The following is a 25984-nucleotide window of genomic DNA, read 5'->3' on the forward strand; positions in this document are numbered from 1 at the left end:
CCCACCCCGGTGCCCTCCGGCCTCTTGCCCGTTGCCTCGCGTCCCCCGGAGGGTGGGTGGGTGATCACCTCCGGGGTACGCCCTCTGCGGCACTCCGCCGCGGACCGGCCGTTCATCGTCATCTGGGAGGCGACCCAGGCCTGCCCGCTGCAGTGCCACCACTGCCGCGCCTCCGCCCGCCCGCGGCGTGACCCGGCCGAGCTGGACACCGGCGAGGCCGTCGCTCTCATGGAGCAGGTGGCCCGGTTCGGCCGTCCGGCGCCGCTGTTCGTCATCACCGGCGGCGACCCGTTCCAGCGGCCCGACCTGACGACCCTGGTACGCCGCGGCACCGAGCTCGGCCTGGCGGTCTCGGTGTCGCCCTCCGGCACCCCCACGCTCACCCGGGACGCCCTCGCCGGCCTGCGGGACGCCGGAGCCAGGGCGATCTCGCTGAGCCTCGACGCCGACGGCCCGGCGGCCCACGACGGGTTCCGGGGCGTCGAGGGGGTGTACGCCCTGACCGTCCGCGCCTGGGACGACGCCCTCGACCTGGGCCTGAAGGTCCAGATCAACACGACCGTCACCCGGCGTACGGTCGACGGGCTGCCGGGGATCGCCGCCCTGGTGCGCGACCGCGGCGCCCTGCTGTGGAGCGTGTTCTTCCTGGTGCCCACCGGACGCGGGCGCGCGCTGGCGGCCCTCGACGCCGCCGGCACCGAGGACGTCCTCCACGTCCTCTACGACCTGGGCGAGACTGTGCCGGTCAAGACCACCGAGGCCCACCACTTCCGGCGGGTCTGCGTGCAGCGCGCGATCCTCGCCCGCCGGGGCGTGCCGGCCGGCGAGGCGCTCGGCCTCGGGCCGCTGTACCGGCGGCTGCGGGCTCGCCTCGACGAGCTGGGCCTGACCTCCGGGCCGCAGCGGCGCCGGCGGCCACCCCTGCGGGTCAGCGCCGGCAACGGCTTCGTCTTCGTGTCGCACCGCGGACAGGTGCATCCGAGCGGCTTCCTGCCGCTGCCGGCCGGTGACGTCCGTACGCGGAGCCTGGTCGACATCTACCGCGAGGCACCGCTGTTCACCGCCCTGCGCGACGCCGACCGGCTCCAGGGGCGGTGCGGCGCCTGCGAATTCCGGACGGTGTGCGGCGGATCGCGCGCCCGGGCGTACGCGGTGACCGGCGACGTGCACGGCGAGGAACCGGCGTGCGGCTACCGGCCCGGCTCCTTCCCGTACGCGGACGACCTCGCCGGGGCGCTGGCCGCGACCTGAGGCCCAGGACGGGACTTGGTGCCCTGCCGCAACACCGTCCGGGTACGCCACGCTGGCGTGCATGATCGCGATTCTTCTGGGCCTGACCGCGGTGGTCCTCCTCGTCGCCGGCCCCACCATGATCGTGCAGGGGCTGGTGGGCCGCAGGAGCGTCACCCGCGAGCTGACGCACCAGCGGATCACCTTCCCGGCCGGCGACGGCCTGCCCGCCGGCCTGAGCCGCTACGCGGGGACGGCGGTGCACACGGGCACGCAGGCGCGGGCGTACGCCGACCTCATCGGCGCGCACGTCACCGCGGCGACCGGCGGCCGCACCTATTCCGAGATCGCCGACGAGTGGCTGGCCGGCGGGCGGGCCGACGACCGGCTGGCCCGGCTGCGCGAGACCGCGTTCATGGGGCAGAGCCTGCGCGGGGCGCTGCTCGGGGCGTACCAGGCGTGGCAGGTCACCGTGCTCGTGCTCGCGGTCGGTGGCGTGTTCACCGCGATGGGGGCGGCGTTCCTGGCCCTGGCCGTCGGGTCAGCGGGCGGCGGTTGAGGCGTCGACGACCGCGCGCAGGGCGGGGCACCGGCGGCGGAGCTCGCGTTCGAGGCGCTGGTGCAGCGTGACGCGGGCGGCGGGACAGCCGTGGCAGGCTCCGGTGAGGCGGACGGTCACCACGCCGTCGTGCACTTCGAGCAGGTGGATGCGACCGCCGTGGGACCGCGCGAACTGCCCGGCCGCTCCGTCGAGGAGCTCCTGGACCAGGGTCCGCAGCACGGTGTCGGTCCCGCCGGCGTCCTCCGCCGCGACCCAGCCGCCGGGATCGCCGAGAGCCGCGTGCAGCGCGGTGCGGACTCGCGGCCCCTCGGCGGCCCAGCCGCGACCCGGGCCGAGGCGGGTGACGACCGCGGCGGGTTCCGCCTCCACCCCGGCGAGGGTGCCGTCGCCCAGCAGCGCCGCGAGCGGGGCGGGAACCTCGGCGAGGCGGCCCGTGACGGTCAGCAGGCCGGCCGGCACCATCCAGCGCAACCGGTCCGGGGCGCCCGGACACGGCTGAGGGTGCAGGGGAACGGTCACCGCCCTACCCCGTCAGCAGGCCGGTGAGGGTCCGGGCGAGGTACGCCATCACCCACGCCGTCGCGGTGAGATAGCCGAACGCGACCGCCGGCCACGCCCAGGTGCCGGTCTCCCGGCGCAGGACCCCGACGGTGGCCATGCACTGCAGGGCGTACGCGAAGTAGACGAGCAGCGCGGCGATCGTGGGCGCGGTGAACACCCGCTCGCCGGCGTGCGGGCCGTCCTGGTAGGTCATGTCCCGCAACGCCGCACCCGGGTCCTCGGCGTCCTCGGCGGCGGCGACCTGGCCGAGGGTGGCGACGAACGTCTCCCGCGCCGACTGCGCCGACAGGACCCCGACGTTGATGCGCCAGTCGAAGCCCAGCGGCCCGTACACGGGCACCACCAGCCGGCCGAGACCGGCCGCGTAGCTGTGGTCGGCGGTGTACGCCGACACCGCCGCCGGGTCGCGGGCATCGACGCCGGCCGCGGCCAGCTCGCCCGGGGAGTGCAGCGGCAGGTTCAGCAGGAGCCACAGCGCGACCGACGTGGCGACGATGATCGTGGAACACTTCCGCAGGAACGAGGAGGCGGAACCCCACACGGCGATCAGCACGGACCGGGCCGTGGGCAGCCGGTACGGCGGCATCTCCAGGTAGAACGGCACGGGCGTGCCGCGGCGGTCGCCGAGCTTCTTGAACGCGCCCGCGGCCAGCATCGCCGAGACCGCGCCGAGCACGTACAGGCCGAACATGACCAGTCCCTGCGCCCCGAACGGCCCGACCCGGGCCGACCTGTCGACCAGCAGCCCGATCAGCAGGACGTAGACCGGCAGCCGCGCCGAGCACGTGATCAGCGGCGCGGCCATCATGGTGGCGATCCGGTCCCGGGCCGACGGCAGGGTACGGGTGGCCATGATCCCGGGGATCGCGCAGGCGAACGACGACAGCAGCGCGACGAAGGCGCGGCCCTCCAGCCCGGCGCGGGCCATCACCCGATCCATCAGGAACGCCGCGCGGGACATGTAGCCCACGCCCTCGAGCAGGGAGACCAGCAGGAACAGCAGCATGATCTGCGGCACGAAGACCAGGACGCCGCCCACCCCGCCGATCAGCGCGTCGCCGAGCAGCGAGGACAGCCACCGGTTCCCGACGTGCCCGGACACCAGCGCCGCCAGCCGCCCGAAACCCGCCTCCACCACGTCCTGCAACGGCGCCGCCAGGGTGAACAGCGTCTGGAAGAACAGCACCATCACCGCGAAGAAGGCCAGCGTGCCCCAGACCGGGTGCAGCAGCACGGCGTCGACGCGCCGCGTCACCCGGTGGTCGCCGGGGGCGCGGTAACCGGCGTGGGCCAGGACCGACTCCACCCACGCGTCGCGCTCGGCGGGATCGGACGGGGGCGCCAGCACCGGCGCCGGCCACGCGTGCCGGTCGCTCAGGGCCTCGCGCAGCCGGGCGAGGCCGTAGCCGCCTCCCGGCGTACGCGGCCGGGTCCGGGCGGCGCGGTGGGCGACCACGGGGAGCACCGGCACGCCGAGCGCCCGGCCGAGGGCGTCGCCGTCGAGGGCGCCCTGGCGGCGGGCCAGTTCGTCGGTGAAGGTGACGATCACGCACGTCGGCAGGCCGCGGGCGAGGACCTGCGCGACCAGCCCGAGCGACCGGCGCAGGGTGGTGGCGTCGACCACCACCAGCAGCGCGTCGGGGCGGTCCACCCCGTCGAGGCGGCCGTCGAGGACGTCGACCAGGATCCGCTCGTCGGGGCTGACCGGCTCCAGCCCGTACGTGCCGGGCAGGTCCTCGACGACGAAGCGGTCCGCTCCCACCCGGCAGGTGCCCACGAACCGGGCCACCGTCACCCCGGGGTAGTTCCCGGTCCGGCCGCGCAGCCCGGTCAGCGCGTTGAAGACGCTGGTCTTGCCCGCGTTGGGGGCACCGATCAGGGCGACGCGGGTCGTCGCGGCGACGACGACGGCCCCGCCGCGGTCGTGACACCCGGTGGTCACCGGTCCGCCTCGACGTGCACGCAGGCCGCCTGGGCCCGGCGCAGGCACAGCTCGTAGTCCTTCACCCGGTAGATCACCGGATCGCGGAGCGGCGCCCGGCGTACCACCTCCACCACGCTGCCCGCGGTGAACCCCAGATCGGCCAGCCGGGTCGCGACCGACGGCACCGGCGCGACGACCCGGACGACCGTCGCCCGCGCCCCCGGCGGCAGCTCGGCAAGGGTACGCACGGCGTCGGCGCGCGAGACCCCGGCACGCAACCCCATGCCGCCGAGCGTAGGGCGGCACAACGGCCGCGATCAGGGCCCAAGGTCCCGTCCGTACCATCGACGGGACCTATGGCTCTGGCCCTGCCACCCGGCCTGTCCGCAGGCTCCGGACAGCCTCGGCGGAGCGCGGGAGAGACCCGCGCCGCCGGGCGGGGACGGGAGAACGAGGATGGCGACGATCATTCAGGGCGGGATGGGCGTCGGGGTGTCGAGCTGGCGGCTGGCCCGGACGGTGTCCCGCGCCGGGCAGCTGGGCGTGGTCTCCGGCGTCGCCCTCGACGCCCTGCTGGCGCGGCGCCTGCAGAAGGGTGACGTGGGCGGGCATGTGCGGCGGGCGCTGGCCCGCTTCCCGGTGCCGGCGGTGGCCGAGGCGGTGCTGGCGCGGTATTTCGTCCCGGCGGGGTCCACCGGCGACCGTCCGATGCGCCCGGTGCCCAAGCCCGGGCTGCGGCCGCGGCGCCACCGGCAGCAGCTGACGGTCGTCGCCAACTTCGTCGAGGTGTTCCTCGCCAAGGAGGGACACGACGGCGTGGTCGGCGTGAACTACCTGGAGAAGATCCAGACGGCCACCCCGGCGGCGGCGTACGGCGCCATGCTCGCCGGCGTCGACTACGTCCTCATGGGCGCGGGCCTGCCCACGGAGATCCCCCGGTTGCTCGACGCGCTCGCGGAGCATCGTCCGGTCCGGCTGCCGGTGACCGTCCACGGCGCCCTCCCCGGCGAGGAGCACCACGTCACCCTCGATCCCGCCGAGGTGCTGGGGCGGGCGGGGGCACCGCTGCGCCGTCCGCGCTTCCTGGCCATCGTGTCGTCCGCCACCCTGGCCCTCTACCTGGCCCGTGAGGCGGCGACCCGGCCGGACGGCTTCGTCCTCGAGGCGCCGGTCGCCGGCGGGCACAGTGCCCGGCCACGCGGGCGGCTCGCCCTCGACGACGACGGCGAGCCCGTGTACGGGCCGCGGGACGGCATCGACCTGCCGAAGGTCGCCGCGCTGGGCCTGCCGTTCTGGCTCGCCGGCGGGCAGAGCAGCCCGGAGCGGCTGGCGGCGGCGCGGGCCGCGGGCGCCACGGGCATCCAGGTGGGTACGGCCTTCGCGCTGTGCCGCGAGTCCGGCCTGGACCAGGGCCTGAAGCGGCTCCTGCTGCGCGAGGTCGCCGCCGGTGACCTGGTGGTACGCAACGACGTGCGCGCCTCCCCCACCGGCTTCCCCTTCAAGATGGTCTCCCTGCCCGGCACCGCCGCCGACGACCGGGTGTACGCCGAGCGGCCACGGCTGTGCGACCTCGGATACCTGCGCGGCCCGTATCGGCGTACCGATGGCTCCGTCGGTTTCCGCTGCCCGGCGGAACCGGTCGACGAGTACGTGCGCAAGGGCGGGGCGGCCGAGGACACCGTGGGCAGCCGCTGCCTGTGCAACGGCCTGGTCGCCACGGTGGGCCTCGGCCAGCGGCGCAGCGACGGCTACCGGGAGCCGCCGCTGGTGACCCTGGGGCAGGACCTCGCCGCGGTGAACCACCTGATCCGGCACGGCGACGAATACACCGCCGAGGACGTGATCGCCTACCTGCTGGGCCCGGTGCCGGCGCGCACCGGGCCGTAGGCGCTCAGGCCGGGACCGGCTGCCGGTGCAGGCGGATCTGCCAGACGTCCGGGCCGTCCTGCAGCCATTCCCGGCCGACCTGCCCGGCGTAGCGGCTCTCGATCTCGGCCAGCAGCGGCAACGGCGCGTGCGGGGCGACCAGCACGAGGGCGCCGTCGGCGGGCAGGGCGTCGAGGGCGGCGAGGACGCGGGCGTGCCGCTCGCCGTGGGGAACGTCGCGCACGTCGAGGCGCGGGTCGATGGCGAGCGCCGGCGCCTGCGCGTCCGCCGGTTCGCCGCCGCAGCCGCACCCCCCGCAGCCGCACCCTCCGCCGGACGGGGCGGATTCCGCGCCGATGATGTCGTGCATGCCGTCGAGGAGCCCGGCCAGCGACACCTCGCCGGCGCCGACCAGCAGGGGCACGACCAGCTCGTTCTCCTTGGCGAGGTGGCTGGCGAAGACGGCCTGCAGGGCGTACGCGGTGGCCGCCGCGACCACCGGGGACACGGCGGACTCGAGGTCGGCGACCAGCGCGGTGATGACCCGGTGCTCGCCGAGCATCCCGTCGACCAGCAGTTTCCCGGCCGGCAGGTCGGCGGCGGCCGGATACAGGGAGGCCTCTTCGGCGTACGCGTGCGGCAGCAGTTCGTCGTGCAGCCAGGTCGTCAGCTCGCCGCGGCGCTGCCACACCTGCCGCTGGATGCCGGCGTCCGCCGCCTCCACCAGCCGGGTGACGTGGCCGGTCAGCACGGCGGCGAGTTCGCCGTGGTGGCGGACGACGGCCTGCGCGGCCTGCTGGTCGGCGGCGGGATCGGACTGTGACATGGGACCCTCCCGGGGTTTTGATGTAGTTCTACGTTATAACGTTAACCACCATGGAAACATCGGGGACAGCCCTCAGCGGGGAGACAATGGCCACGCCGGCCGGGTTGCCGGTCCGCGTGGTCCTCGGCGACGCGACGGCCCTGGAGCTGGTGTGGCGCTGGGCCGGGATCGCGAACGTGGCCGCGGTGCTCGCCTTCGCCGCCTGCGCGGTCCGGGCGGCCCGCTCATGAGCGACACCCCGACCGGCGACACCCCGACCCGCGGCACCCCACCCCGCGGCACCCCACCCCGCGGCATCCCGGCAGGCGGCACGGCGCCCGGCGGCACCGGGCGGGCCGGGTGGCATCGGCGTGCCGGGCTGCTGCCGGTGGGGTATCTGGTCGCGCTGGCCGGCGTCGCGCTGGTCCACCCGTTCCTGCCGCCCTGGCGGTGGCTGGCCATCCACCTGCTGCTGCTCGGCGCCGTCACCAACGCGATCCTGATCTGGAGCGCCCACTTCACCACCGCGGTGCTGCGGGCCCCCGCACCGGAGCACCGGCGCGGCGAGGCGGCGAGGCTCGTCCTGCTCAACGCCGGCGTCGCCGGGGTGCTCGCCGGCGGCGGCACCGACCGGCCCGCGGTGGGCGTCGCCGGCGCCGCCCTGGTGTTCGCCGCCGTGGTCGCGCACCTGCTCTGGCTGGCCGCCCGGCTCCGGGCCGCCCTGCCCGCCCGCTTCGCGATCACCGTGCACTACTACGTCGCCGCGGCGGGTGCCCTGCTGGCCGGCGTGCCGGTCGGCGCGTGGATGCTCGTCGCCGACGACGACAGCCGGCCGCGGTTGCTGCTGTTCCACGCGCACGTCAACCTGCTGGGCTGGGTGACGCTGACCGTGCTGGGCACGCTGCTGACCCTGTGGCCCACGATCCTGCGTACCCGGATGGCCGACGGCGCCCCCGCCGCCGCCCGCCGCGCGCTACCGGTCGCGGTGTCCGGGCTGGCGCTGCTCGGTGCCGGGGTGCTCGCCTGGTGGCCGGTGGCGGGCGCGGCCGGGGTGGCCCTGGTCGCCGTCGCCGCGGGCCTCATCGCCCGCCCCGCCGTACGGGCCGCGCGGCACAAGGCACCGGCGTCCTTCGCGGGCTGGTCCATCGCCGCCGCGGGCGGCTGGCTGCTCGTCGCCCTCGGCCTCGACGCGTGGACGCTGCTCGCCGCCCCCGATGCGGACACGGCGGCCGGCCGGTTCGGCGTCGTGCTGGTGCCGCTGCTGGCCGGCTTCGTCGCACAGACCCTGCTCGGGGCGATGGCGTACCTGCTGCCGGTGGCCCTGGGCGGCGGGCCGGCGGCGGTACGGGACCGCGCCGGGCGGCTGGACCGGAGCTGGGCTCAGCGGGTGGCCATGGCCAACGGCGCGCTGGCCGTCCTCGTGCTGCCCGCGCCGCCGTACGTACGGATCACGACGTCGCTGTTGATCCTCGCCGCGCTGGTGCAGTTCCTCATCCCGGCCGTCCGCATCCTGATCGCCGCCCGGAGGCAACCATGAACGCCCCTGCCGCCGCCCCGGCCCGACCGCTGGGCGGCCTCGCCACCGGCCTCGCCCTGGTCCTGGTCGCCGTGCTGATCGGCCTGGCCGCCCAGCGGGTCACCGGGCCGGCGGCCGGGCCCGGCGGCGCGACCGCGGTGGCGTGGAACGGGCACACCACGACGGTGACCGTCGCCGCCGAGGGGATGCGCTTCCACCCGGACACCGTCACCGTCCCGGCCGGCGACCGGCTGGTCATCGAGCTGGTGAACCGGGACGCGCGCCGGCACGACCTGGTGCTGGCCACCGGCCCCCGGTCCGCCGTCGTGGCGGGCGCGGCGACCACCCGCCTGGAGGCGGGCGTCATCGGCGGCGCCGTCGAGGGCTGGTGCTCGCTGCCCGGCCACCGTCAGGCGGGCATGCGCCTGACCATCACCACCGCGGAAGGAGCCACCGCGGAACGAGCCGCCGCGGAACGAGCCGCCGCGGACGGAACCGCCGCAGGGCAGCCCGCGGCGGGACACACCGCGGACGGGCACGATCACCCGGCCGTTCCGCCCGCCGCCGGAGCGGCGTTCGACGCGATGGCCGCGCCGGCCGCCGGTTTCGTCGCCCGCGACGCCGCCGCGCCGGCGCCGCCCGCCGGCCGGCTGCACCGGGTGGACCTGCGGGTGCGGGAGGTGCAACGCGAGGTCGCTCCGGGCGTACGCCAGAAGCTGTGGACCTTCAACGGCACCGCCCCCGGCCCGGTGCTGCGGGGACGGGTCGGCGACACGTTCGAGATCACCCTGAGCAACGACGGCAGCGTCGACCACGGCGTCGACTTCCACGCCGGCGCCCTCGCGCCCGACGTGCCCATGCGGCCGATCGATCCGGGGCAGCGGCTCACGTACCGGTTCACCGCCACCAGGGCCGGGATCTGGATGTACCACTGCTCGACCATGCCGATGCTGCTGCACATCGGCAACGGCATGTACGGCGCCGTCATCATCGATCCACCCGCACTGCCCGCAGTGGACCGCGAGTACGTGCTGGTGCAGTCCGAGCTCTACCTGGGGGCGGACGGCGCGATCGGCGACCTGGCCAAGATGCGGGCCGAGACCCCCGACGCCGTGGTGTTCAACGGCTACGCCGCCCAGTACGCCCACCGCCCGCTGACCGCCACCGCCGGCGACCGGGTCCGCGTCTGGGTCCTCAACGCCGGGCCCAGCCGGACCAGCGCGTTCCACGTCGTCGGCGCCCAGTTCGACACGGTCTACCGGGAGGGCCGCTGGGAGCTGCGCCCGTCCGGCCCCGGCGCCGCGCAGGTGCTCGACCTCGCCCCGGCCGCCGGCGGCTTCGTCGAGACCGTCCTGCCCGCGCCGGGCACCTACCCGTTCGTCAGCCACGTCATGGTCGACGCTGAACGCGGCGCACGCGGCGCGATCCGGGCCGGCTGAGCCGCGGGCCCGGCCACCGGGCCCGGCCGAGCCACGGACCGTGCCACCCCGGGCCGGCTGAGCGACGGGCCGCGCTACCCCGGGCCGGCTGAGCCACGGGCCCGCTACCCGGCGGATCGGGCCGGCGTGGCCAGCGGGGCCGGGCCGAGGTCCAGGTCCGGCGTCATGGCCATCTTCAGCGCGAGCTGGGCGGTGAACTCCGCCAGCTGCTCCGGCGAGTCGGAGCCGTCGCGGCGGTACCACCGGACCAGGTCGATGCCGAGCGACAGGATGGCCCGGGACACCCGCTTGACGTCGACGTCGGCGAAGACCCCGGTCGTGACGCCGCGCTCGACGGCGGCCCGGAAGACGTCGTTGGTGCGGTGCCTCGTCTCGAGGATCTGCGCGTAGTGCTCCGCGGAGAGCCCGGCCAGCTCGTACTGGCTGACCCGGGCGGCGACGTGGTTGCGGGCGTGCCATTCGGTGTACCGGGCCACGAGCGCGTGCAGGTGGCGTACCGGATCCTCGATGGCCTGCACCGCGGGCTCGGTGAGGTAGGCCAGGACGCGGTCGTGCGCGACGCGGATGATCTCGAAGAGCACGAGCTCCTTCGAGGGGAAGTGCACGTAGAGCGCGCCGGGGCTGAGCCCGACCCCGCCGCAGATGTCGCGGGTGGTGGTCGCGTGGAAGCCGTTGGACGCGAAGCAGCGCACCGCCGAGGTGAGCAGCCCGCGCGGCACGTCGCCCAGCGACTCGTCCCAGAGCGCCGGTGAGTCGTCCTCCAGCTCCGGAAGCCCCTCGAGGTCCTGGGTGGTGAATCGCGCCTGTCTCCTGGCCATCGGGTGACCGCCGCCTTCCTCGCCGATTCCGGCGACCGTACACGGGCCGTTGGTGCCGCCTGATCCGGACCAGCCGGTGCGGACTTTCCCATTTCTCCTGCGTAACCGCGCTGTGACGGTTGACACACTCACGCTACCAAGTAACTATGCGCTTAGTCAGTAGTGATCGCCGAAGGAGACCCCATGTTCCGGACCCATAGATCCCGTGCCGCCGTTCTGACCAGCGCCTTCGGCTTGATCCTCGCTTCCTCCGCCTGCGGGGGCTCGCCCGCCGCCACCGGCTCCGGTCCCGCCGGTGGCGGCGGGACCGAGGGGAAGACCATCGCCTTCGTCGGGTACGGCGACGCCAGCCCGTGGGGCGCCGCGTACAACAAGACGTTCAAGGCGGAGCTCGCCGCGACCGGCGTCAAGATCAATGACCTGGCGAGCATGGACGCGGGCGTCCAGGTGCAGAACTTCAACCAGGCCGTCTCGCAGAAGCCGGACCTGATCGTCTCCGCCCTGTGGGACACCACGGCCATGGCCGTCCCGATCCAGAAGGCCAAGCAGGCCGGGGTCCCGGTGCTCATCGTCGACGGCCGGCCCGACCCGTCGGTCGCGAACGACGTCATGGCGGTGCTGTCGGACAACGAGAAGCTCGGCGAGTTCGCCGCGCAGAACCTCATCGAGGGGCTCAAGGCCCAGAAGCGCGAGTCCGGCAAGGTCATCGTGCTGTCCGGGACCAAGTCGATGCTGGTCACCCAGGACCGGATGAAGGGCTTCGACCGGATCATGGCGACCGCCCCGCAGTACTCGGTGATCGAGGACCAGGACACCAACTGGGACCCGACGGCGTCCGGCAAGGTCGCCCAGCAGCTCTTCGCGAAGCACGGCTGCGCGGGCATCCAGGCCGCGTACGGTATGGCCGACTACATGGCGCTGCCGATCGTGCAGGCCGCGAAGCAGGCCGGGTGCAAGGTCGGCGGCGCCGACGGCCTGGTCGTGACGGGTGGCAACTGCTTCAAGGCGGGCATCGCGGCGATCAAGGCGGGCGAGATGTACGGCACCGCCACCGAGGACCCGATCACGATCGCGAAGCAGACCGCCGACTACGTCAAGCGCTACTTCACCGGGCAGAAGCCGCCGCAGACCGAGATGGTGAAGGAAGACCGGGTCACGGCCGCCACCGTCCAGCAGTTCGAGGAGCAGTGCAGCCAGGCATGAGCGCCCCCACCGCTGAGCCGGCACCCGGCTCGGAGCCACTGGTCACCGTCGAGGCGCTGGCGCGCGGGTTCGCCGGCGTCCCGGCGGTGCGCCGGGTCTCCTTCACCGTCGGGGCCGGCGAGATCCACGCGCTGTGCGGTCACAACGGGGCCGGCAAGAGCACCGTCGTGAAGATGCTGTCGGGTCAGCTGGCCCCCGACGCCGGTCGCATCCTGCTCGACGGGAAGCCGGTCGCCCTGCGCAACCGCCAGGCCGCGCAGCGCCTCGGCGTCGCCCTGGTCGACCAGGAGCTCAGCGTGGTGCCCGCGCTCACCGTGCTCGAGAACATGCAGCTCGGCGACATCGACGCCGGATTCTTCAAGCGGCGGCGGGCCGCGCTGCGCCGCTGCCGCGAGGTCCTCGACGACATGGGTCTCGACCGGGTCCGCCCCGACCAGCCGGTCGCGGCGCTGAGCATGGGAGAGCGCCAGCTCGTCGAGATCGCGAAGGCGCTGAGCCAGCGGGCCCGGGTGGTCATCCTGGACGAGCCGACCGCCACCCTCAGCGAGGCGGAGAGCCGGCGGGTCTTCGCCGCGGTACGCCGGGTGGCGGCCCGCGGCTGCGCCGTCGTCTTCGTCTCCCACCGGCTGTCCGAGGTGCTCGAACTCTGCGACACGGTGACCGTGCTGCGCGACGGCCGCGACGTCGCCACCCGCCCGGCGGCCGGCCTGACCGTCGACGGGCTGATCGTGACCATGCTGGGCGAGGCCCCGCACCGGCTGGAGGCCACCCGGCGTCCCGACCCGGACCTGACCCACGCGCTGCGGATCGGGGGCCTGCACGTGCCCGGACGGCTCGACGGCTTCACGCTGACCGCGCGGGCCGGCCGGATCTACGCGCTCGCCGGCCAGCTCGGCAGCGGCGCGTCCGACGTGCTGCGGGCGCTCGCCGGCCTGCACCCGCAGGCGACCGGCAGCGTCGAGCTGCGCGACCGCTCCGTGCCGTTCCGCGACCCGGTCGGCGCGGCGCGGGCCGGGATCGCGTTCGTCTCCAACGACCGCAAGGGCGAGGGCCTGTTCCTCGGCAAGTCCGTCGCCGGGAACCTCGTGGCCACCCGGCTGGACCGGCTCGGTGCGGGCGGGCTGGTGGGCGCCGGGCGCGAGCGGCGTACCGCCCGGTCGCTCGCCGGCCTCGCCGGGCTGCCCGCCGACCGGCTCGCCGATCCGGTGCTCGCGCTCAGCGGCGGCAACCAGCAGAAGGTGTTCGTCGGCCGCTCGCTGGGCCGCGACGACGTCCACGTCCTGCTGCTCGACGAGCCGACCCGGGGCGTCGACATCGGCGGCCGGGCGGCGATCCACCGGCTGCTGCGCGACGCCGCCGACGCGGGCCTCGTGGTGGTCTTCGCGTCCACCGAGCTCGAGGAGCTGCTGGAGCTCGGCGACGTGATCCTGACGATGCGCGACGGCCGGGTGGTCAGCACGTACGACGGCGGGGCGAACGGCGCGGCGCTGATGCGGGACATGACCGAGGGGAAGGACGCGGCATGACGACCACCGACGGCCTCACCTCCCCGCGACCGGCCACGGCCGGGGCGTCCCGGCGGCGCGGCCGGCCCGGCGCGCCCGCGGTGGCGTTCGTGGCCCTGATGGTGGTGCTCGTGCCGATCGCGGTCACCACGGACCGCTTCCTGACCCTCGACAACGCGCGCGCCATCCTCGCCTCGACCGCCCTGGTCGGCATCGCGGCGATCGGCGCGACGCTCGTGATGATCGCCGGGTCCGCGGTCTCGCTCGCGGCCTCGCAGACCGCCACGGTCGTCGCCATGGTCTTCCTCGCCACGCTGGACCGGGGCCTCGTCGTGGCCACGCTGCTCGCCGTGCTCTGCGGCGTGGTCGTCACCGCCGTCCAGGGCTTCGCGGTCGGTTACTGGGAGGCGAACCCGATCGTGCTGACCATCGCCGCGGGGTTCGCGATCGGCGGCGGCTCGGTCTGGTTCAGCGGCGGTACGCCCGTGAACGCGGCGTCCGGCGACTACGACGTCCTCAACGCGACGCCGCTGGGACTCCCCCTCGCCGTCTACGTCCTGCTGCTGCTCGCCGTGCTGGCCGAGGCGGTGCTGCGGCGTACGACCGCGGGACGCCGGATGTACCTGGTCGGCGAGAACCGGGCCGCCGCCCGGGCCGCGGGCCTGCCGGTGGGCCGGGTCACGGTCGTCGCCTGGACGTTCTCCGGCCTGTGCCTGGCGATCAGCGGCGTCTTCCTGGCCGCGTTCAACACCAGCGCCACCACCAACCTCGGCGGCACGCTCACCCTCGACGCGATCGCCGCCGTCCTGGTCGGCGGCACCGCCATCGCCGGTGGCAAGGGCTCGGCGCTGCGCACCCTCGGCGGCGCCCTGCTCATCTCGGTCATCGCCGACGTCCTGCTGCTCCGCGGCTACTCGACCGGGGCCCAGATCCTGGTGAAGGGAGTCCTCGTGCTCGCCGTCGTCGTGCTCGTCCATCTCCGCGGTCCGCGAGGGTCGCGATGATCCGCCGGCCCGGCCCGCGCCCGGAGCATCTGGTGCCGGCCGCCGCGCTGCTGCTGGTCGTCATCGCCTTCGCGGGCACCCCGCTGGTCACCGGCACCGCCCTGGCCACGTTCGACGTCTACAACGCGCTGCAGGGCCTCGCCCAGATCGGGCTGCTCGCGCTCGCCATCGGCCTCACGATGATCGCCGGCGAGTTCGACCTGTCCGTCGTGGGCACGTACGCGGTCGGCGGCATGATCGCCGTGCAGGCGGGGCAGTCGTCGGCGGTGCTCGGCCTGCTGGCCGCGGTCGCCGCCGGAGCCGCGATCGGGGCCGTCCAGGGCGGCCTCATCGCCTGGCTGCGAATCCCGTCGGTGCCGGTCACGCTCGCCGCCTACATCGCGCTGCTGGGCCTCGCGTACGCGCTGTCGGACGGTCGCAGCATCACGTTCACCAACCGGGAAGCGATCCTCTGGGTCGACCAGACCGTGGCCGGCGTCTTCTCGCCGCGCAGCCTGATCACGCTCGGCGGGTTCGCGCTCGCGGCCGTGGTTCTGGGCACCACCCGGCTCGGGGCGGAGCTGCGGGCGATCGGCGGCGACCGCCGGGCCGCGCGGGTCGCCGGCGTCCGGGTGGAGCGGAACCTGGTGCTGCTCTTCACCGCCTCCGGGACGCTCGCGGCGCTGGGCGGCGGGCTGCTCAGCTTCAGCTTCGCCTCGGCCAATCCGGATCCCGGGCTCCGGCCGCTCCTCATCGCCGCGGTCGCCGCCCTCCTCGGCGGAGTGTCCCTGGCCGGCGGCCGCGGCACCCCGGCCGGGCTGCTGGCCGGGGCGCTGTCGGTCGCCCTGCTCGCCCAGATCGTGGCCGTCGCCTACCTGCCGGACTACTCGACGCAGCTGTTCTACGCGGCCCTGCTGGCCGTCGTCGTGGCCGTCGACTCCCCCGGCCTGCGGCGTACCGTCGCCCGGGTGCGGGCCCGAACCCGGGCGGTGGAGGCGTGATGGCCAATCTGACCTTCGACTTCACCGGACGGACCGTGCTGGTCACCGGCGCCGCCCGCGGGGTCGGCCGGGCGATCGGACGGCATTTCCACGCGGCCGGCGCGGCCGTCTACCTCGTCGACGTGGAGGCCGACGCCGTGGCGGACACCGCGCGGGAGCTCGGGGTGGTGGGGGTCGCCGCCGACGTCACCGACACCGCGCAGGTCGACGCCGTCGTGGCACGCGTGGTCGCGGAGACGGGCCGGATCGACGTCCTGGTCAACAACGCCGGGATCCTGCGCGACGGGGTCGTGTGGAAGCTCAGCGACGGCGACTACGAGGCGGTCATGGCGGTGCACGCGGGCGGGACGTTCCGGTTCACCCGCGCGGCCGTCCCGCACTTCCGGCGGCAGGGCTCGGGCCGGGTGATCAACGTGACCTCGTACACCGGGCTGCGCGGCAACCCGGGCCAGTCGAACTACGCGATGGCGAAGGCCGGGATCATCGGCTTCACCAAGACGACCGCCAAGGAACTGGCACGCTTCGGTACGACGGTCAACGCCATCTCGCCGAACGCGCGGACCCGGATGATCGCCTCGGTGCCGCCCGGCAGGCTCGCCGAACTGACCGGGGCGATCCCGATGGGCCGCTTCGCCGACACCTCCGAGATGGCGGCGGCGGTCGCCTTCCTCGCCTCCGACGAGGCGTCCTACATCACCGGCGTCGTGCTACCCGTCGACGGAGGACTATCCCTGTGACCGGCACCAGCTCGCGAAGGAGAGACAGCATGATCGGAACGCCCACCACCGTCGTGGCCGGCGCGCACTTCCTGGAGGCGCCCCGCTGGCACGAGGGACGCATCTGGTTCTCCGACTTCTACGGATACCGCGTCTCGTCGGCCCGCGAGGACGGTTCGGACCTGCGGGTGGAGGCCGAGGTGCCGGGGCAGCCGTCCGGGCTGGGCTGGCTGCCGGACGGCCGGCTGCTGATCGTCTCGATGACCGACCGCCGGGTGCTGCGCCGCGAGCCCGACGGCACCCTCGTCACGCACGCCGACCTGTCGTCGCACGCCACCGGGCACGCCAACGACATGTCGGTGGACGCGCACGGGCGGGCGTACGTGGGGAACTTCGGTTTCGATCTGATGGCCGGCGACCCGATCGAGCCGGCGGCGCTGCACCGGGCCGACCCCGACGGCACGGTGACCGAGGTGGCCGGCGACCTCTGGTTCCCCAACGGCACCGCGATCACCCCCGGGGGCGTGCTGCTGGTCGTGGAGACCTTCGGCGACCGGGTCAGCGCGTTCGATCTCACCGCCGACGGACGGCTCGTCAACCGCCGGGTGTGGGCCGAGTTCGGGCCGCTGCCCACCGACCGCGCGCTGGAACGGGTGCTGCCGGGACTCACCGTCGCGGGCGACGGCGCCTGCCTGGACGCCGAGGGCGGGCTGTGGATCGCGGACGCCACCGGCGACCGCCTGGTCCGCGTGACCGAGGGCGGCACGATCACCGACGAGATCCGGCCGGGCACGCCGGTCTACGCCTGTGCCCTGGGCGGTGAGGACGGGCGCACCCTCTTCGTCTGCGCCGCGCCGGACTTCCACGATCAGGCACGCAAGGCCGCGACGGAGGGCCGGCTGCTCGCCGTCCGCGTCGACATCCCGGGGGTGTGACCGTGCTCGGAATGATGCAGGAACGGTCCCTCGACGTCGCGATGCTGATGCGGCGGGCCGAAGGCGTGTTCGGCCACAAGCGGATCGTCACCGCCACGGCCGCCGGCGAGGTCGTCGCGACCTGGGGCGAGGTCGTCGCCCGGGCCCGGCGGCTGGCCGGCGTCCTCGATCTGCTCGGCGTGCCGCCGGAGGCCCGGGTCGGCACGTTCGGCTGGAATTCCCAGCGGCATCTGGAGCTCTACCTCGCCGTGCCGGGCTCCGGACGGATCCTGCACACCCTCAACCACCGGCTCTTCGCCGCCGAGCTGACCTACATCATCGGCGACGCCGGCGACGACGTGCTCTTCGTCGACCGGTCCCTGCTGCCCACCGTGTGGCCGCTGATGGCGGAGCTGAGCACCGTACGCCACGTCGTGGTGATGGACGACGGCGGCGGCGAACCGGTCCCCGACGACCCGCGCGTGCACGACTACGACGAACTCCTGGCCCGGGTGACCGAGCCGGCCGCACCCGCCGTCATCGCCGAGAACGACGCCGCCGGCCTCTGCTACACCTCCGGCACCACCGGGCGGCCCAAGGGCGTGCTCTACAGCCACCGGTCGATCGTGCTGCACGCGCTGATCCTGCTCGGGGCCGACGCCTTCGCGATCAGCGAGCGGGACGTGGTCATGCCGATCGTCCCGATGTTCCACGTCAACGCCTGGGGCCTGCCGTACGCCGCGGCGATGGCCGGCGCCGGTCTCGTGCTGCCCGGCCCGCGGATGGCCCCGGACGCCCTCGCGTCGCTGCTCTCCCGGCATCGCGTCACGTTCACCGCGGCGGTCCCGGCGATCTGGCGGGCCGTCGAGCCGCTGCTGCCCGGCCTCGACCTGTCCGCGCTGCGGATGGCGGTCAGCGGCGGCAGCGCCCTCCCGCTGTCCCTGTCCCAGTCGTACGCGGACACCGCCGGCGTCACCCTCAGCAGTTCCTGGGGAATGACCGAGACGAGCCCGCTGGTCACCTGCGCGCGGCTCGCGTCCACCCACGACGACCTGGACGCGGCCGCGCAACGGGGCATCCTGTGCTCGCCGGGACGGCCGGTGCCGCTCACCGAGCTGCGGCTCGTCGACGAGGACGGCCGCATCGTCCCGCACGACGGCGCCACCCCCGGGGAGGTGCAGGTCAGTGGCCCGACGATCGCGTCCGGCTACTTCGGCAGCGACGCCGGGCGGGCGAGCGTCACCGAGGACGGCTGGCTGCGTACGGGCGACATCGGCACCATCGACGCCGACGGCTACCTGCGCATCGTCGACCGGACCAAGGACCTGGTGAAGTCCGGCGGCGAATGGATCTCCTCGGTGACGCTGGAGAACGAGCTCATGGCGCACCCCGACGTCGTGGAGGCGGCGGTGGTCGCCGTCGCCGACCGCCGCTGGGGCGAACGCCCCCTCGCCTGCGTGGTGCTGGCGCCGGGCCGGGACCTCACCGCCGAGGACCTGCGCGCCCATCTCACCGGCCGGGTCGCCTCGTGGTGGGTGCCCGACCATTTCCGCTTCGTGCCGGAGATCCCGAAGACCGCGACCGGCAAGTTCGCCAAGGTGGCGCTGCGCCGCCAGGTCGCGGACCCGGACGTGCCGTGACCGCCGGTCAGAGGAACTCGCTGCGGTAGGTCTCGGCCAGCTCGGCGGCGCGCCGCCGCTGGTCGGCCCGTTCGTCGTCGGACAGCTGGGGCGGCGGCGCGTCCCAGCCGTCGACGACGTGGCCGATCCGCAGGAAATACTCGTCCTGGCCGGCCGGGGTGCACATGCACAGCATGCGGGCCGGCGCGCCGGAGGTGTTGCGGAAGAAGTGCGGCGCGTTGGCCGGGATGTTGACCGTGGATCCGGCGCCGACCCGGTGCCGCTCGCCGCGGAAGGTGAACTCGATCTCTCCCTCGAGGACGGTGAACATCTCCTCGAAGTCGTGCCGGTGCGGCGGCGGCCCGCCGCCGTCCGGCACGCGCATGTCGATGAGGCAGTAGCGACCGCCGGTCTGCTCGCCGGTGATCAGCATGGCGTACGTGTTGCCCACCAGGGACACGAACGTCGTGGCCGGGTCGGCGGGGTTCGCCACGGTCAGCGAACGCGCCGGATCGTCGTCGGGAATCATGCTCTCTCGCTCCTCAAGCCGTCACGGTCACGGTGACTTTGCCGCTGGGCAGGGCGCCGGCGGCGGCCCGGGCGTGCACGTCCGGCAGCTCGGCCAGCGGGACCCGCTCGGCGATGTCGATGGTCAGCCGGCCGGCGTCGACCCGGGCGACCAGCTCCGCCAGCTCGCGCGCGTCGCTGCGGACGAACAGGTTGATGCCGGTGACCCCGCGCGCCTCGTCGGCGGGCGCCGGCATCCACACGGTCGTGTTCACGAGCGTGCCGCCGTCGCGGATGAGGCCGACGAGCGCGCCGAGCCGTGTGGGCTCGACGGGTGCCAGGTTGAGCACGACGTCGACCGGCTCGGTGACCGCGGTGGTGACGTCGGCGCTGGTGTGGTCGATCACCCGGTCGGCACCGGCGGCGGCGACCCGCTCGCTGCCGCGCGGCCCGGCGGTGGCGATGACGTACGCACCGGCGTCCTTGGCCAGCTGTACGGCGTAGCCGCCGACCCCGCCACCGGCCCCGTTGATCAGGACGCGCTGCCCGGCGGTCAGGTGGGCGTGCTCGAACAGCGCCTGCCAGGCGGTGAGGCCGACCGACGGCAGCGCGGCGGCGTCGGCGAGCGGCACGGTGGTGGGCGCCGCGGTCAGGACCTCGGCGGGAACGATCACGTACTCGGCGGCGGCGCCCGTCTCCGCCATGGGCAGGAAGCCGACGACCCGGTCGCCGGCCGCGAGGCCCCCGACGCCGTCGCCGAGGGCGTCGACCGTGCCGGCCACGTCGATGCCCGGGGTGTGCGGCAGCGTCACCGGGAACGGGCCCCGCATGTTGCCGCCGCGGATGTTCGCGTCGATGCCGTTGAACGTGGTCGCGGCCACCCGCACCCGGACCTGCCCGGCGCCGGGAACCGGCTGGTCGGTGTCCTCGTAGCGCAGGACGTCCGGGCCGCCGTACTCGTGGAAACGTACTGCCTTCATCGCCAGCCTCGCCTTCTCATTTGCTTCGAGTTCGAAGCACATCTCGACCATAGCGATGCTTCGAGTTCGAAGCAACACCGCGCGGTGTGACCGCGCCGACAGCGTCCGCACCCGCGCCGGGCCCGGCCGGTGCGGGTGGGGACCGTGGCGACCGCCGACCGTCCGCCGGCCCCGGTCCTCTCCTCCCGCCTCAGCCGGCCCGGTGGCACCAGGACGCGGGGAACCGCCGGAAAACGGCCGCCCGGCGGCGTAGCGTCCCCGACGACATGGCTCTTTCCGGACCACGCATGGGGGAACGACATGGCTTTCGGAGCGGACCAGAACATCAACATCGCGAACGCGTCCGCACAGGACATCTACGTCCTGGCCGCGGGAAACACCGGCTGGACCATCGCCGACGTGCTCGGCAACGCCGCGCTCATGTTCACCGGGCTGGGCGAGCTGAAGGGCATCGTGTCGGCCGGTGAACTGCCCGCCGCGATCAACACCATCGGCGACCTGTACAAGGCCCTGCGCGTCGGCGCCGCCCTCGTCCGCGCGGGCGGGCGGGGTTACGAGGCCGGCGAGGCGGTCGTCAGCGCCTTCAAGAAGAACTCGGCCGACATCCAGAACGGCCAGGTCAAGAACGTCCGCGAACAGGGCACCCTCAGCACGTTCCTCAACCCGAGCGGGATCGCCGGCCTGCTCGGCGCCGGCACCGTCTCCCTGACCGTGATGAGCGGCGACGGCCTGCAGGTCGCCCAGTTCGACAGCGGCCCGGACGACTCCTGGATCGCCACCGGCAACCAGACGATCGTGCGCTCCGTCTACGGCACCCTGTGGGACCAGGACCCGGCGGCCGGCTCCCAGAGCTGGCCGATGGCCCAGGCCGCGGCCACCGTCTGAGCGAGCCGCCGTCCGGCCCGGGCGGGGCCGTCGCGGTCAAGGGCCGTGACCGCGACGGCCGGCGGACGACACCACCGAACATCCGATTCGGCCCTTATGGTCATCAACCCTCGCCGCCGGTCGACAGCGGGAGGGGGCGGGACGCACCTTCGAGAGACGGACAGTCCACTCTCGAACGGAGGCCACCCGCGTGCCCGAACAGGTCGAAGCGCCGGCCCGGTGGCTGCTCCGGTACTCGCCGCCGGACCGGCCGGTGTCGCGGCTGGTCTGCCTGGCCAGCGCGGGCGGTTCGGTCGCCGTGTACCACCCGTGGGCGGCGGCGCTGGCGCCGGACGTCGAGGTCTGCGCGGTGCTGCCGCCGGGGCGCGGCACCCGGTGGCGCGAGCAGCCGATGACCCGGATGGCACCGCTCGTGGACGCGCTGTCCGCGGCGCTGTGCGACGGCGGCCGGGTGCCCCTGGTCCTGTTCGGGCACAGCCTCGGCGGGCTCATCGCGTACGAGGTGGCGCTGCGGCTGCAGGACCGTACCGACGTGGACCTGCGGGCGGTCGTCGTGGCCGCGCACCGGGCGCCCGGCATCGGCAGCGGCAGCGGCAGCGGCACCGTGGATCCGGGCCTGGTCACCGACGAGCAACTGCTCCGGTTCCTGGAGGTGGCCGGCGGCACGCCGCCCGACCTGCTCGGCGACGACGAACTGCGGCGCATGGTCCTCACCGCGCTGCGGGCCGACTTCGCACTGGACGCCGGCTACCGGCCCGCCACGGACGCCCCGGTCACGGTGCCGCTGCACGTCCACGGCGGCTCCGACGACTCGCTGGTGCCGTACGCGGACCTCGCCGCCTGGAAGGCCTACGCCGCCGGCGAGTTCGAGCTCCGCACCCATCCGGGTGGCCACTTCTTCTTCACCGGCGCCGGCCGGGACGCGATCATCGCGGCGCTGCGGCCGCTGCTCGCCGGCGCCGGCTCCCGCGGGCCGAGGCCGTGATCGCGTCGGTGACACGGAGATGGCTGCTCTGCCGGGAACCCCGCCCGGACGCCGGCATCCGGCTCTACATCTTCCCGCACAGCGGCTCGTCGCCGGGCGAGTACATCCGCTGGTCGGACGGCCTGCCGGGGGTCGAGGTGCACGGCGTCCAGCTGCCCGGCCGGGGCACCCGGTTCCGCGAGCCGCCGTTCACCCGGATGACCGACCTCGTCGACGCCATCACCGGCGAGGTCCGGTTCCAGGCGCCGTACGCCTTCTTCGGGCACAGCCTCGGCGGGCTCATCGCGTACGAGGTGGCCCGCCGGCTGCGCGACCGCGGCGACACACCGCCCGGGGTGCTGATGGTGTCCGGCCTCGATCCCCCGCACCTCCAGCCGCCGCGGCGGCTCCCGCCGGCGCGCGTCACCGAGCGGATGATCCAGCGGCTGCCCGGGCAGCAGCTCGGGCCCGACTGCCTGAAGGCGGACCTGAACGTCCTCCGCTCCTACGTCCACACCCCGTCCCCGCCGCTGCCAGGCCCGATCGTCGTGCTCGGCGGGACCGACGACGACCAGCCCGAGGACCTCGGGGCCTGGTCCGGCTACGGCCGCGGTCCGGCCGAGATCCGGCTCTTCCCCGGCGGTCACCATTACCACAGGGAGCACCATGACGACCTCCACCCGTACCTCCTCGACGCGCTCCGGCGACACCGGCCGGACGCCGCCGAGCCTGATCAATGAGCTCTGGCGGGGCACCGTACGCTGGGATCTCCTGACCCCCTTCCCCGAGCAGGACGGGGCCGAGCGCCGCCGCGGCGACGAGGCCTGCGCCGAGCTGGCGGCCTTCCTGCGCGACCGGGTCGACCCCACCCGCATCGACGAGGACCGCGACCTTCCCGCCGAGCTGGTCGCCGAGCTGCGCGCCCGCGGCTACCACCGGATGTTCCGGCCGGCCGGTGAGGGCGGGCTGGGGCTCTCGTACGCGAACATGTTCCGGGTCACCGAGACCGCGGCGAGCTGGTCCGTCCCGCTCGCCCTCATGTTCGGCAAGGCCAACGCGCTGAGCCCGGCGGCCTACCTGCCCCTGATCCCGCCCGGCGCGCTCAACGACCGGCTGCACCGGCACCTGCGGGAGGGGACCTTCGGCGGCAGCGCCGACACCGAGCCGACCGGCGCCGGCGGCGACACCCGCACGACCACGGCGACCCTCGACCCCACCGGCACCACCTACCGGCTCGACGGCGAGAAGACCTACATCACCAACGGTACGATCGCGGACCTCTACCTGATCACGGCGACGCTGCGGGAGAACGGCACCGACCGGGTCAGCGCGTTCTTCGTCGACGCGGACTCGCCCGGCTTCGAGGTGGTGGCCCGGCACGACCTGATCGGGCTGCACGGCTCCCCCAACGCGCACCTGCGGCTGTCCGGCGTGGAGGTGCCCACCGAATACCGGATGTCCGATGTGCACGCCGCCCGCGACGACGTGCGCCGGGTCACCTACCACGGCCGGACGCTGGCGGTGGTGCCGGCGGCGGTGGCCCTGACCCGCATGTGCGCGTACTGGTCGCGGGAGTTCGTGAACCGCCGCCGCATCGACGGGCGCCCGCTGGGCGGCTACGACGAGGTCCAGCACATGGTGGCGGAGACCGTGGCCGAGGCGTACGCGATGGACGCCCTGTCGCGGTGGACCCTGCTCGGCGGCACCGCCGACACGCTGCACGAGCACGCCGTCCTGAAGAACGTCGCCACGATGACCTGCTGGCGGGCCGCGGACCGCACCGTCACGCTGCTCGGCGCCGAGGGCCTGGAGACCGCCGCGAGCAAGGCGCGGCGCGGCGTGCCGGCGCTGCCGGTGGAACGCGCGCTGCGCGACGCCCGGGTGCTGCGCGTGGCGGGCGGCGTCGACTTCCTGATCGACTTCTGGTGCGCGCGGATCCGGCTCGCGGACTGCCACTACCGCCCCGCGGACGAGCCCGGCGAACCGTCCGGCACCGGTGGCCTCCTGACCGCGGATGAGCGCCTCGCCGGGCACGCGGCGTTCGTCGACCGGGAGGCCGCCTGGTTCGGGGCGTACTGCGCCGGCCTGGCGGCGCGCCACGGCGACCGGGCCGCGCTGTTCGCCCGGCAGCACCTCCTGGTCGCGCTGAACCGGATCGCGAACGAGTTGCTGACGATGGCGGTGGTGCTGGCCCGCGGCGACGCCGGAGCGGACCTGGCCGACGTCTACTGCCGGGCGGCCGGGCGGCGGGTCACGGCCCTGCGCGCGGAGCTCGACGAGGCGTCCGACCGCTCGGCCGTCGCGGAGGACTGGCTGCGCGGCGACCGGTACGCGGCACTGCTCGACGACGTCATCACCGGCCCGGCGGAGACCGGCCGTGCCTGACACCGAGGTGGCGGCCGTGCTGTCCCCGGCGCAGATGGCCGTCTGGGTCGCCGACCAGCTGGCCGGCGAGAACTCGCCGTTCACCATCAACCGCCTGTACGACGTGCGCGGCACCCTGGACCTCGGCGCGCTGGACGCCGCGCTGGCCGGGGTCGTCGCGCGGCACGAGGCGCTGCGCAGCGTCGTCGTCTCCGACGGCGGGCAACCCGTCCAGCGGGTGCTGCCCGCCGTGCCCACGGCCGTGCGCGTGCTCGACGACGACGCCGCCCTGGTGCGTTTCTTCACGGGCGCCTGGGATCCGGCGACGCCGCCGGTGCTGCGGCTGGCCGTCGCGCCGGGCCGGCACCCGTCGGAGCACCGGCTCGCGCTGCGGGCCCACCACCTGCTCTGCGACGGCACCAGCCTCGGCGTCATCCTGCGCGATCTGGCGGCCGGCTACCGGCCCGGCGCTCCGGTGGCGGCGCCGGACCCCGCGCCGGGCTTCCGCTCCTGGCTCCGGGCGCGGGACGCCGAGCTGGACTCCGACCGCGGCCGGGCGGCGATCGAGCGGTGGCGCACCCTGCTCTCCCCGGCGCCGGTGCCCGTGTCGCCGCCGGCCGACCGGCCCCGGCCCGCCGAGCCCAGCCACCTCGGGGTGACCTCGGGCTTCGCCCTGCCGGCCGAGGTGATGGGGCGGCTCGACGCGGTGGCGGCGTCGTACCGGACGACCACCTTCACCCTCCTGCTCGCCGCCGTCCACCTGCTGATCGGCCGGAGCGCGGGCGCGGACGACGTCACGATCGGCGTGGTGGACTCCGGCCGTGCGGCCCCGGGGTCCGCCGGGATCGTGGGCATGCTCGCCTCCACGGCGCCGGTCCGCGTCGATCTGGCCGGGGCCGGCACGGTCGCCGAGCTCGTCCGCCAGGTGCGCCGCGGGCTCGCCGAACTGCTCGAGATCGGCCGGCTTCCCTTCGACGCCGTGCTGGAGCACCTCGACGTCGCCCGCTCGGCCGACGGGCACCCGCTGTTCCGCGTCATCGTCACGCACCTCGACGAACGGGACCGGCCGCCGCTGCGGTTCGGGGACGCCGTCGCCGCCGAGGGGGAACTGCCCGCCGGGGTGCCCGCACGGGCGCGTACCGACCTGACGGTGGAGCTGATCCGCGGCTCCGGGGGTCTGCGGGGCCGGCTGGAGCTGAGCGCCGACCGCTACGAGCCGGCGACCGCGGCGCGGCTCGCGGAGGGGCTGGGCGACCTGCTGACCCGGATCTCCGACGATCCCGGCCGGCCGCTGGCCGACTACGGCGCACCCGGCGCACCCGCGGCCGGGGAGCCGGCCCGGGTCGGTCCCGGGCAGCCCGCGGAGGCGCCGGACGGCCCGCCGGCCGAGCTGGTGGACCTGGTCGCCGGCGTGTGGCAGGAGGTGCTGGGCCGCCCGGCCGACGGCGACCGGTCGTTCTTCGAGCTCGGCGGCACCTCGCACGGGCTGGTACGGATGCGCGGCCTGCTGCACCGCCGGGGCTACGACGTCCCGCTGATCCGCCTGTTCCACAACCCGACCGTCCCGTCCGTCGCGGCGTACCTGCACGCCACGGCCGGGCCCCGAACACGAGTGAGGTGAG

General features: G+C 74.8%; 25 protein-coding genes. 18 read left to right on the top strand and 7 right to left on the bottom strand.

Features of this window, described 5'->3' with window-relative positions; genetic code table 11:
• Positions 1–63: 63 nt before the first annotated feature.
• Both CLV70_RS10690 and CLV70_RS10695 read left to right on the top strand, forming a co-directional pair.
• Entirely contained in the window at positions 64–1251 is a 1188-nt protein-coding gene (locus tag CLV70_RS10690; RefSeq protein WP_245908178.1) for a TIGR04053 family radical SAM/SPASM domain-containing protein, read from the top strand.
• Positions 1252–1312: 61 nt separating this feature from the next.
• Complete coding sequence (locus CLV70_RS10695) at positions 1313–1789, top strand: hypothetical protein (RefSeq protein WP_106126263.1); 477 nt, start codon at positions 1313–1315, stop codon at positions 1787–1789.
• Here CLV70_RS10695 and CLV70_RS10700 read toward each other — a convergent pair.
• The 3 genes from CLV70_RS10700 to CLV70_RS10710 all read right to left on the bottom strand — a co-directional run bounded on the left by CLV70_RS10700 (position 1772) and on the right by CLV70_RS10710 (position 4561).
• The gene (locus CLV70_RS10700; protein WP_106126264.1) at positions 1772–2254 is read right to left on the bottom strand and encodes a NifU family protein; all 483 of its coding nucleotides are present in this window, start codon (positions 2252–2254) and stop codon (positions 1772–1774) included. The two genes, CLV70_RS10695 and CLV70_RS10700, sit on opposite strands and share 18 nt — an antisense overlap.
• Positions 2255–2315: 61 nt before the next feature.
• Positions 2316–4295: a ferrous iron transporter B gene (feoB, locus tag CLV70_RS10705; RefSeq protein WP_106126265.1), complete on the bottom strand. Its 1980-nt coding sequence runs from the start codon at positions 4293–4295 to the stop codon at positions 2316–2318.
• Positions 4292–4561 carry a FeoA family protein gene (locus CLV70_RS10710; protein WP_106126266.1) on the bottom strand — a complete coding sequence of 90 codons (270 nt, stop codon included), beginning with the start codon at positions 4559–4561 and terminating at the stop codon, positions 4292–4294. Before CLV70_RS10710 ends, feoB begins: the two co-directional genes overlap by 4 nt.
• Before the next feature lie 172 nt (positions 4562–4733).
• On the opposite strand from CLV70_RS10710, the gene CLV70_RS10715 reads away from it, so the two are divergent.
• The gene (locus tag CLV70_RS10715) at positions 4734–6164 is read left to right on the top strand and encodes a nitronate monooxygenase (protein ID WP_106126267.1); all 1431 of its coding nucleotides are present in this window, start codon (positions 4734–4736) and stop codon (positions 6162–6164) included.
• Between the two features lie 4 nt (positions 6165–6168).
• Here CLV70_RS10715 and CLV70_RS10720 read toward each other — a convergent pair whose 3' ends face one another.
• On the bottom strand, positions 6169–6969 hold the full coding sequence (locus CLV70_RS10720) for a DUF2249 domain-containing protein (RefSeq protein ID WP_106126268.1): 801 nt from the start codon (positions 6967–6969) through the stop codon (positions 6169–6171).
• Between the two features lie 50 nt (positions 6970–7019).
• On the opposite strand from CLV70_RS10720, the gene CLV70_RS39090 reads away from it, so the two are divergent.
• Genes CLV70_RS39090 through CLV70_RS40390 form a run of 3 tightly spaced genes read left to right on the top strand, consistent with a single transcriptional unit; the run spans position 7020 to position 9903 of the window.
• Complete coding sequence (locus CLV70_RS39090) at positions 7020–7199, top strand: hypothetical protein (RefSeq protein WP_146164024.1); 180 nt, start codon at positions 7020–7022, stop codon at positions 7197–7199.
• On the top strand, positions 7196–8485 hold the full coding sequence (locus CLV70_RS40385) for a hypothetical protein (RefSeq protein ID WP_245908157.1): 1290 nt from the start codon (positions 7196–7198) through the stop codon (positions 8483–8485). Before CLV70_RS39090 ends, CLV70_RS40385 begins: the two co-directional genes overlap by 4 nt.
• Positions 8482–9903, top strand: a complete 1422-nt coding sequence (locus CLV70_RS40390; protein ID WP_106126269.1) for a multicopper oxidase domain-containing protein — start codon at positions 8482–8484, stop codon at positions 9901–9903. Before CLV70_RS40385 ends, CLV70_RS40390 begins: the two co-directional genes overlap by 4 nt.
• Before the next feature lie 104 nt (positions 9904–10007).
• On the opposite strand, the gene CLV70_RS10735 is transcribed toward CLV70_RS40390, so the two are convergent.
• Entirely contained in the window at positions 10008–10721 is a 714-nt protein-coding gene (locus CLV70_RS10735; RefSeq protein ID WP_106126270.1) for a TetR/AcrR family transcriptional regulator, read from the bottom strand.
• 183 nt (positions 10722–10904) lie between these two features.
• Between CLV70_RS10735 and CLV70_RS10740 the strand changes: the two genes are divergently transcribed.
• The 7 genes from CLV70_RS10740 to CLV70_RS10770 are packed head-to-tail and all read left to right on the top strand — an operon-like array spanning position 10905 to position 18683.
• Positions 10905–11924, top strand: coding sequence for a sugar ABC transporter substrate-binding protein (locus CLV70_RS10740; RefSeq protein ID WP_106126271.1), 1020 nt, complete (start codon positions 10905–10907; stop codon positions 11922–11924).
• The gene (locus CLV70_RS10745) at positions 11921–13450 is read left to right on the top strand and encodes a sugar ABC transporter ATP-binding protein (protein WP_106126272.1); all 1530 of its coding nucleotides are present in this window, start codon (positions 11921–11923) and stop codon (positions 13448–13450) included. Before CLV70_RS10740 ends, CLV70_RS10745 begins: the two co-directional genes overlap by 4 nt.
• Positions 13447–14433, top strand: coding sequence for an ABC transporter permease (locus tag CLV70_RS10750; RefSeq protein ID WP_106126273.1), 987 nt, complete (start codon positions 13447–13449; stop codon positions 14431–14433). The genes CLV70_RS10745 and CLV70_RS10750 overlap by 4 nt, the downstream gene beginning before the upstream one ends.
• Positions 14430–15413 carry an ABC transporter permease gene (locus CLV70_RS10755; protein WP_106126274.1) on the top strand — a complete coding sequence of 328 codons (984 nt, stop codon included), beginning with the start codon at positions 14430–14432 and terminating at the stop codon, positions 15411–15413. Before CLV70_RS10750 ends, CLV70_RS10755 begins: the two co-directional genes overlap by 4 nt.
• Positions 15413–16150, top strand: a complete 738-nt coding sequence (locus CLV70_RS10760; RefSeq protein ID WP_106126275.1) for an SDR family NAD(P)-dependent oxidoreductase — start codon at positions 15413–15415, stop codon at positions 16148–16150. The genes CLV70_RS10755 and CLV70_RS10760 overlap by 1 nt, the downstream gene beginning before the upstream one ends.
• Positions 16151–16179: 29 nt before the next feature.
• A complete protein-coding gene (locus tag CLV70_RS10765) occupies positions 16180–17064 on the top strand; it encodes an SMP-30/gluconolactonase/LRE family protein (RefSeq protein ID WP_106126276.1) in 885 nt (294 codons plus the stop codon).
• The gene (locus CLV70_RS10770; RefSeq protein ID WP_245908158.1) at positions 17061–18683 is read left to right on the top strand and encodes a long-chain fatty acid--CoA ligase; all 1623 of its coding nucleotides are present in this window, start codon (positions 17061–17063) and stop codon (positions 18681–18683) included. Before CLV70_RS10765 ends, CLV70_RS10770 begins: the two co-directional genes overlap by 4 nt.
• Before the next feature lie 7 nt (positions 18684–18690).
• Here CLV70_RS10770 and CLV70_RS10775 read toward each other — a convergent pair whose 3' ends face one another.
• Both CLV70_RS10775 and CLV70_RS10780 read right to left on the bottom strand, forming a co-directional pair.
• Positions 18691–19191 carry a cupin domain-containing protein gene (locus tag CLV70_RS10775; protein WP_106126277.1) on the bottom strand — a complete coding sequence of 167 codons (501 nt, stop codon included), beginning with the start codon at positions 19189–19191 and terminating at the stop codon, positions 18691–18693.
• Positions 19192–19204: 13 nt separating this feature from the next.
• Positions 19205–20149: an NADP-dependent oxidoreductase gene (locus CLV70_RS10780; protein ID WP_106126517.1), complete on the bottom strand. Its 945-nt coding sequence runs from the start codon at positions 20147–20149 to the stop codon at positions 19205–19207.
• Between the two features lie 300 nt (positions 20150–20449).
• Between CLV70_RS10780 and CLV70_RS10785 the strand changes: the two genes are divergently transcribed.
• The 5 genes from CLV70_RS10785 (at position 20450) to CLV70_RS10805 (ending at position 25983) form a co-directional block, all read left to right on the top strand.
• The gene (locus CLV70_RS10785) at positions 20450–21034 is read left to right on the top strand and encodes a hypothetical protein (protein WP_106126278.1); all 585 of its coding nucleotides are present in this window, start codon (positions 20450–20452) and stop codon (positions 21032–21034) included.
• Between the two features lie 190 nt (positions 21035–21224).
• On the top strand, positions 21225–22019 hold the full coding sequence (locus CLV70_RS10790) for a thioesterase II family protein (protein WP_158277744.1): 795 nt from the start codon (positions 21225–21227) through the stop codon (positions 22017–22019).
• Positions 22020–22027: 8 nt separating this feature from the next.
• Complete coding sequence (locus CLV70_RS39095) at positions 22028–22738, top strand: thioesterase II family protein (protein WP_158277745.1); 711 nt, start codon at positions 22028–22030, stop codon at positions 22736–22738.
• Positions 22665–24383 carry an acyl-CoA dehydrogenase family protein gene (locus CLV70_RS10800; protein ID WP_106126280.1) on the top strand — a complete coding sequence of 573 codons (1719 nt, stop codon included), beginning with the start codon at positions 22665–22667 and terminating at the stop codon, positions 24381–24383. The genes CLV70_RS39095 and CLV70_RS10800 overlap by 74 nt, the downstream gene beginning before the upstream one ends.
• A complete protein-coding gene (locus CLV70_RS10805) occupies positions 24376–25983 on the top strand; it encodes a condensation domain-containing protein (RefSeq protein WP_106126281.1) in 1608 nt (535 codons plus the stop codon). The genes CLV70_RS10800 and CLV70_RS10805 overlap by 8 nt, the downstream gene beginning before the upstream one ends.
• Position 25984 lies beyond the last annotated feature (1 nt).

The organism is Pseudosporangium ferrugineum (genome assembly GCF_003002065.1).
Classification (GTDB): Bacteria; Actinomycetota; Actinomycetes; order Mycobacteriales; family Micromonosporaceae; genus Actinoplanes; species Actinoplanes ferrugineus_A.

Coding starts and splice junctions, on each gene's coding strand:
- CLV70_RS10720 (WP_106126268.1), bottom strand. CDS start 6,969: ATGTCACAGTCCGATCCCGCCGCCGACCAGCAGGCCGCGCAGGCCGTC.
- CLV70_RS10695 (WP_106126263.1), top strand. CDS start 1,313: ATGATCGCGATTCTTCTGGGCCTGACCGCGGTGGTCCTCCTCGTCGCC.
- CLV70_RS10760 (WP_106126275.1), top strand. CDS start 15,413: ATGGCCAATCTGACCTTCGACTTCACCGGACGGACCGTGCTGGTCACC.
- CLV70_RS10800 (WP_106126280.1), top strand. CDS start 22,665: ATGACGACCTCCACCCGTACCTCCTCGACGCGCTCCGGCGACACCGGC.
- CLV70_RS10765 (WP_106126276.1), top strand. CDS start 16,180: ATGATCGGAACGCCCACCACCGTCGTGGCCGGCGCGCACTTCCTGGAG.
- CLV70_RS10780 (WP_106126517.1), bottom strand. CDS start 20,149: ATGAAGGCAGTACGTTTCCACGAGTACGGCGGCCCGGACGTCCTGCGC.
- CLV70_RS10735 (WP_106126270.1), bottom strand. CDS start 10,721: ATGGCCAGGAGACAGGCGCGATTCACCACCCAGGACCTCGAGGGGCTT.
- CLV70_RS10750 (WP_106126273.1), top strand. CDS start 13,447: ATGACGACCACCGACGGCCTCACCTCCCCGCGACCGGCCACGGCCGGG.
- CLV70_RS10740 (WP_106126271.1), top strand. CDS start 10,905: ATGTTCCGGACCCATAGATCCCGTGCCGCCGTTCTGACCAGCGCCTTC.
- CLV70_RS40385 (WP_245908157.1), top strand. CDS start 7,196: ATGAGCGACACCCCGACCGGCGACACCCCGACCCGCGGCACCCCACCC.
- CLV70_RS10710 (WP_106126266.1), bottom strand. CDS start 4,561: ATGGGGTTGCGTGCCGGGGTCTCGCGCGCCGACGCCGTGCGTACCCTT.
- CLV70_RS39090 (WP_146164024.1), top strand. CDS start 7,020: ATGGAAACATCGGGGACAGCCCTCAGCGGGGAGACAATGGCCACGCCG.
- CLV70_RS10755 (WP_106126274.1), top strand. CDS start 14,430: ATGATCCGCCGGCCCGGCCCGCGCCCGGAGCATCTGGTGCCGGCCGCC.
- CLV70_RS10700 (WP_106126264.1), bottom strand. CDS start 2,254: ATGGTGCCGGCCGGCCTGCTGACCGTCACGGGCCGCCTCGCCGAGGTT.
- CLV70_RS10715 (WP_106126267.1), top strand. CDS start 4,734: ATGGCGACGATCATTCAGGGCGGGATGGGCGTCGGGGTGTCGAGCTGG.
- CLV70_RS40390 (WP_106126269.1), top strand. CDS start 8,482: ATGAACGCCCCTGCCGCCGCCCCGGCCCGACCGCTGGGCGGCCTCGCC.
- CLV70_RS10785 (WP_106126278.1), top strand. CDS start 20,450: ATGGCTTTCGGAGCGGACCAGAACATCAACATCGCGAACGCGTCCGCA.
- CLV70_RS10745 (WP_106126272.1), top strand. CDS start 11,921: ATGAGCGCCCCCACCGCTGAGCCGGCACCCGGCTCGGAGCCACTGGTC.
- CLV70_RS10775 (WP_106126277.1), bottom strand. CDS start 19,191: ATGATTCCCGACGACGATCCGGCGCGTTCGCTGACCGTGGCGAACCCC.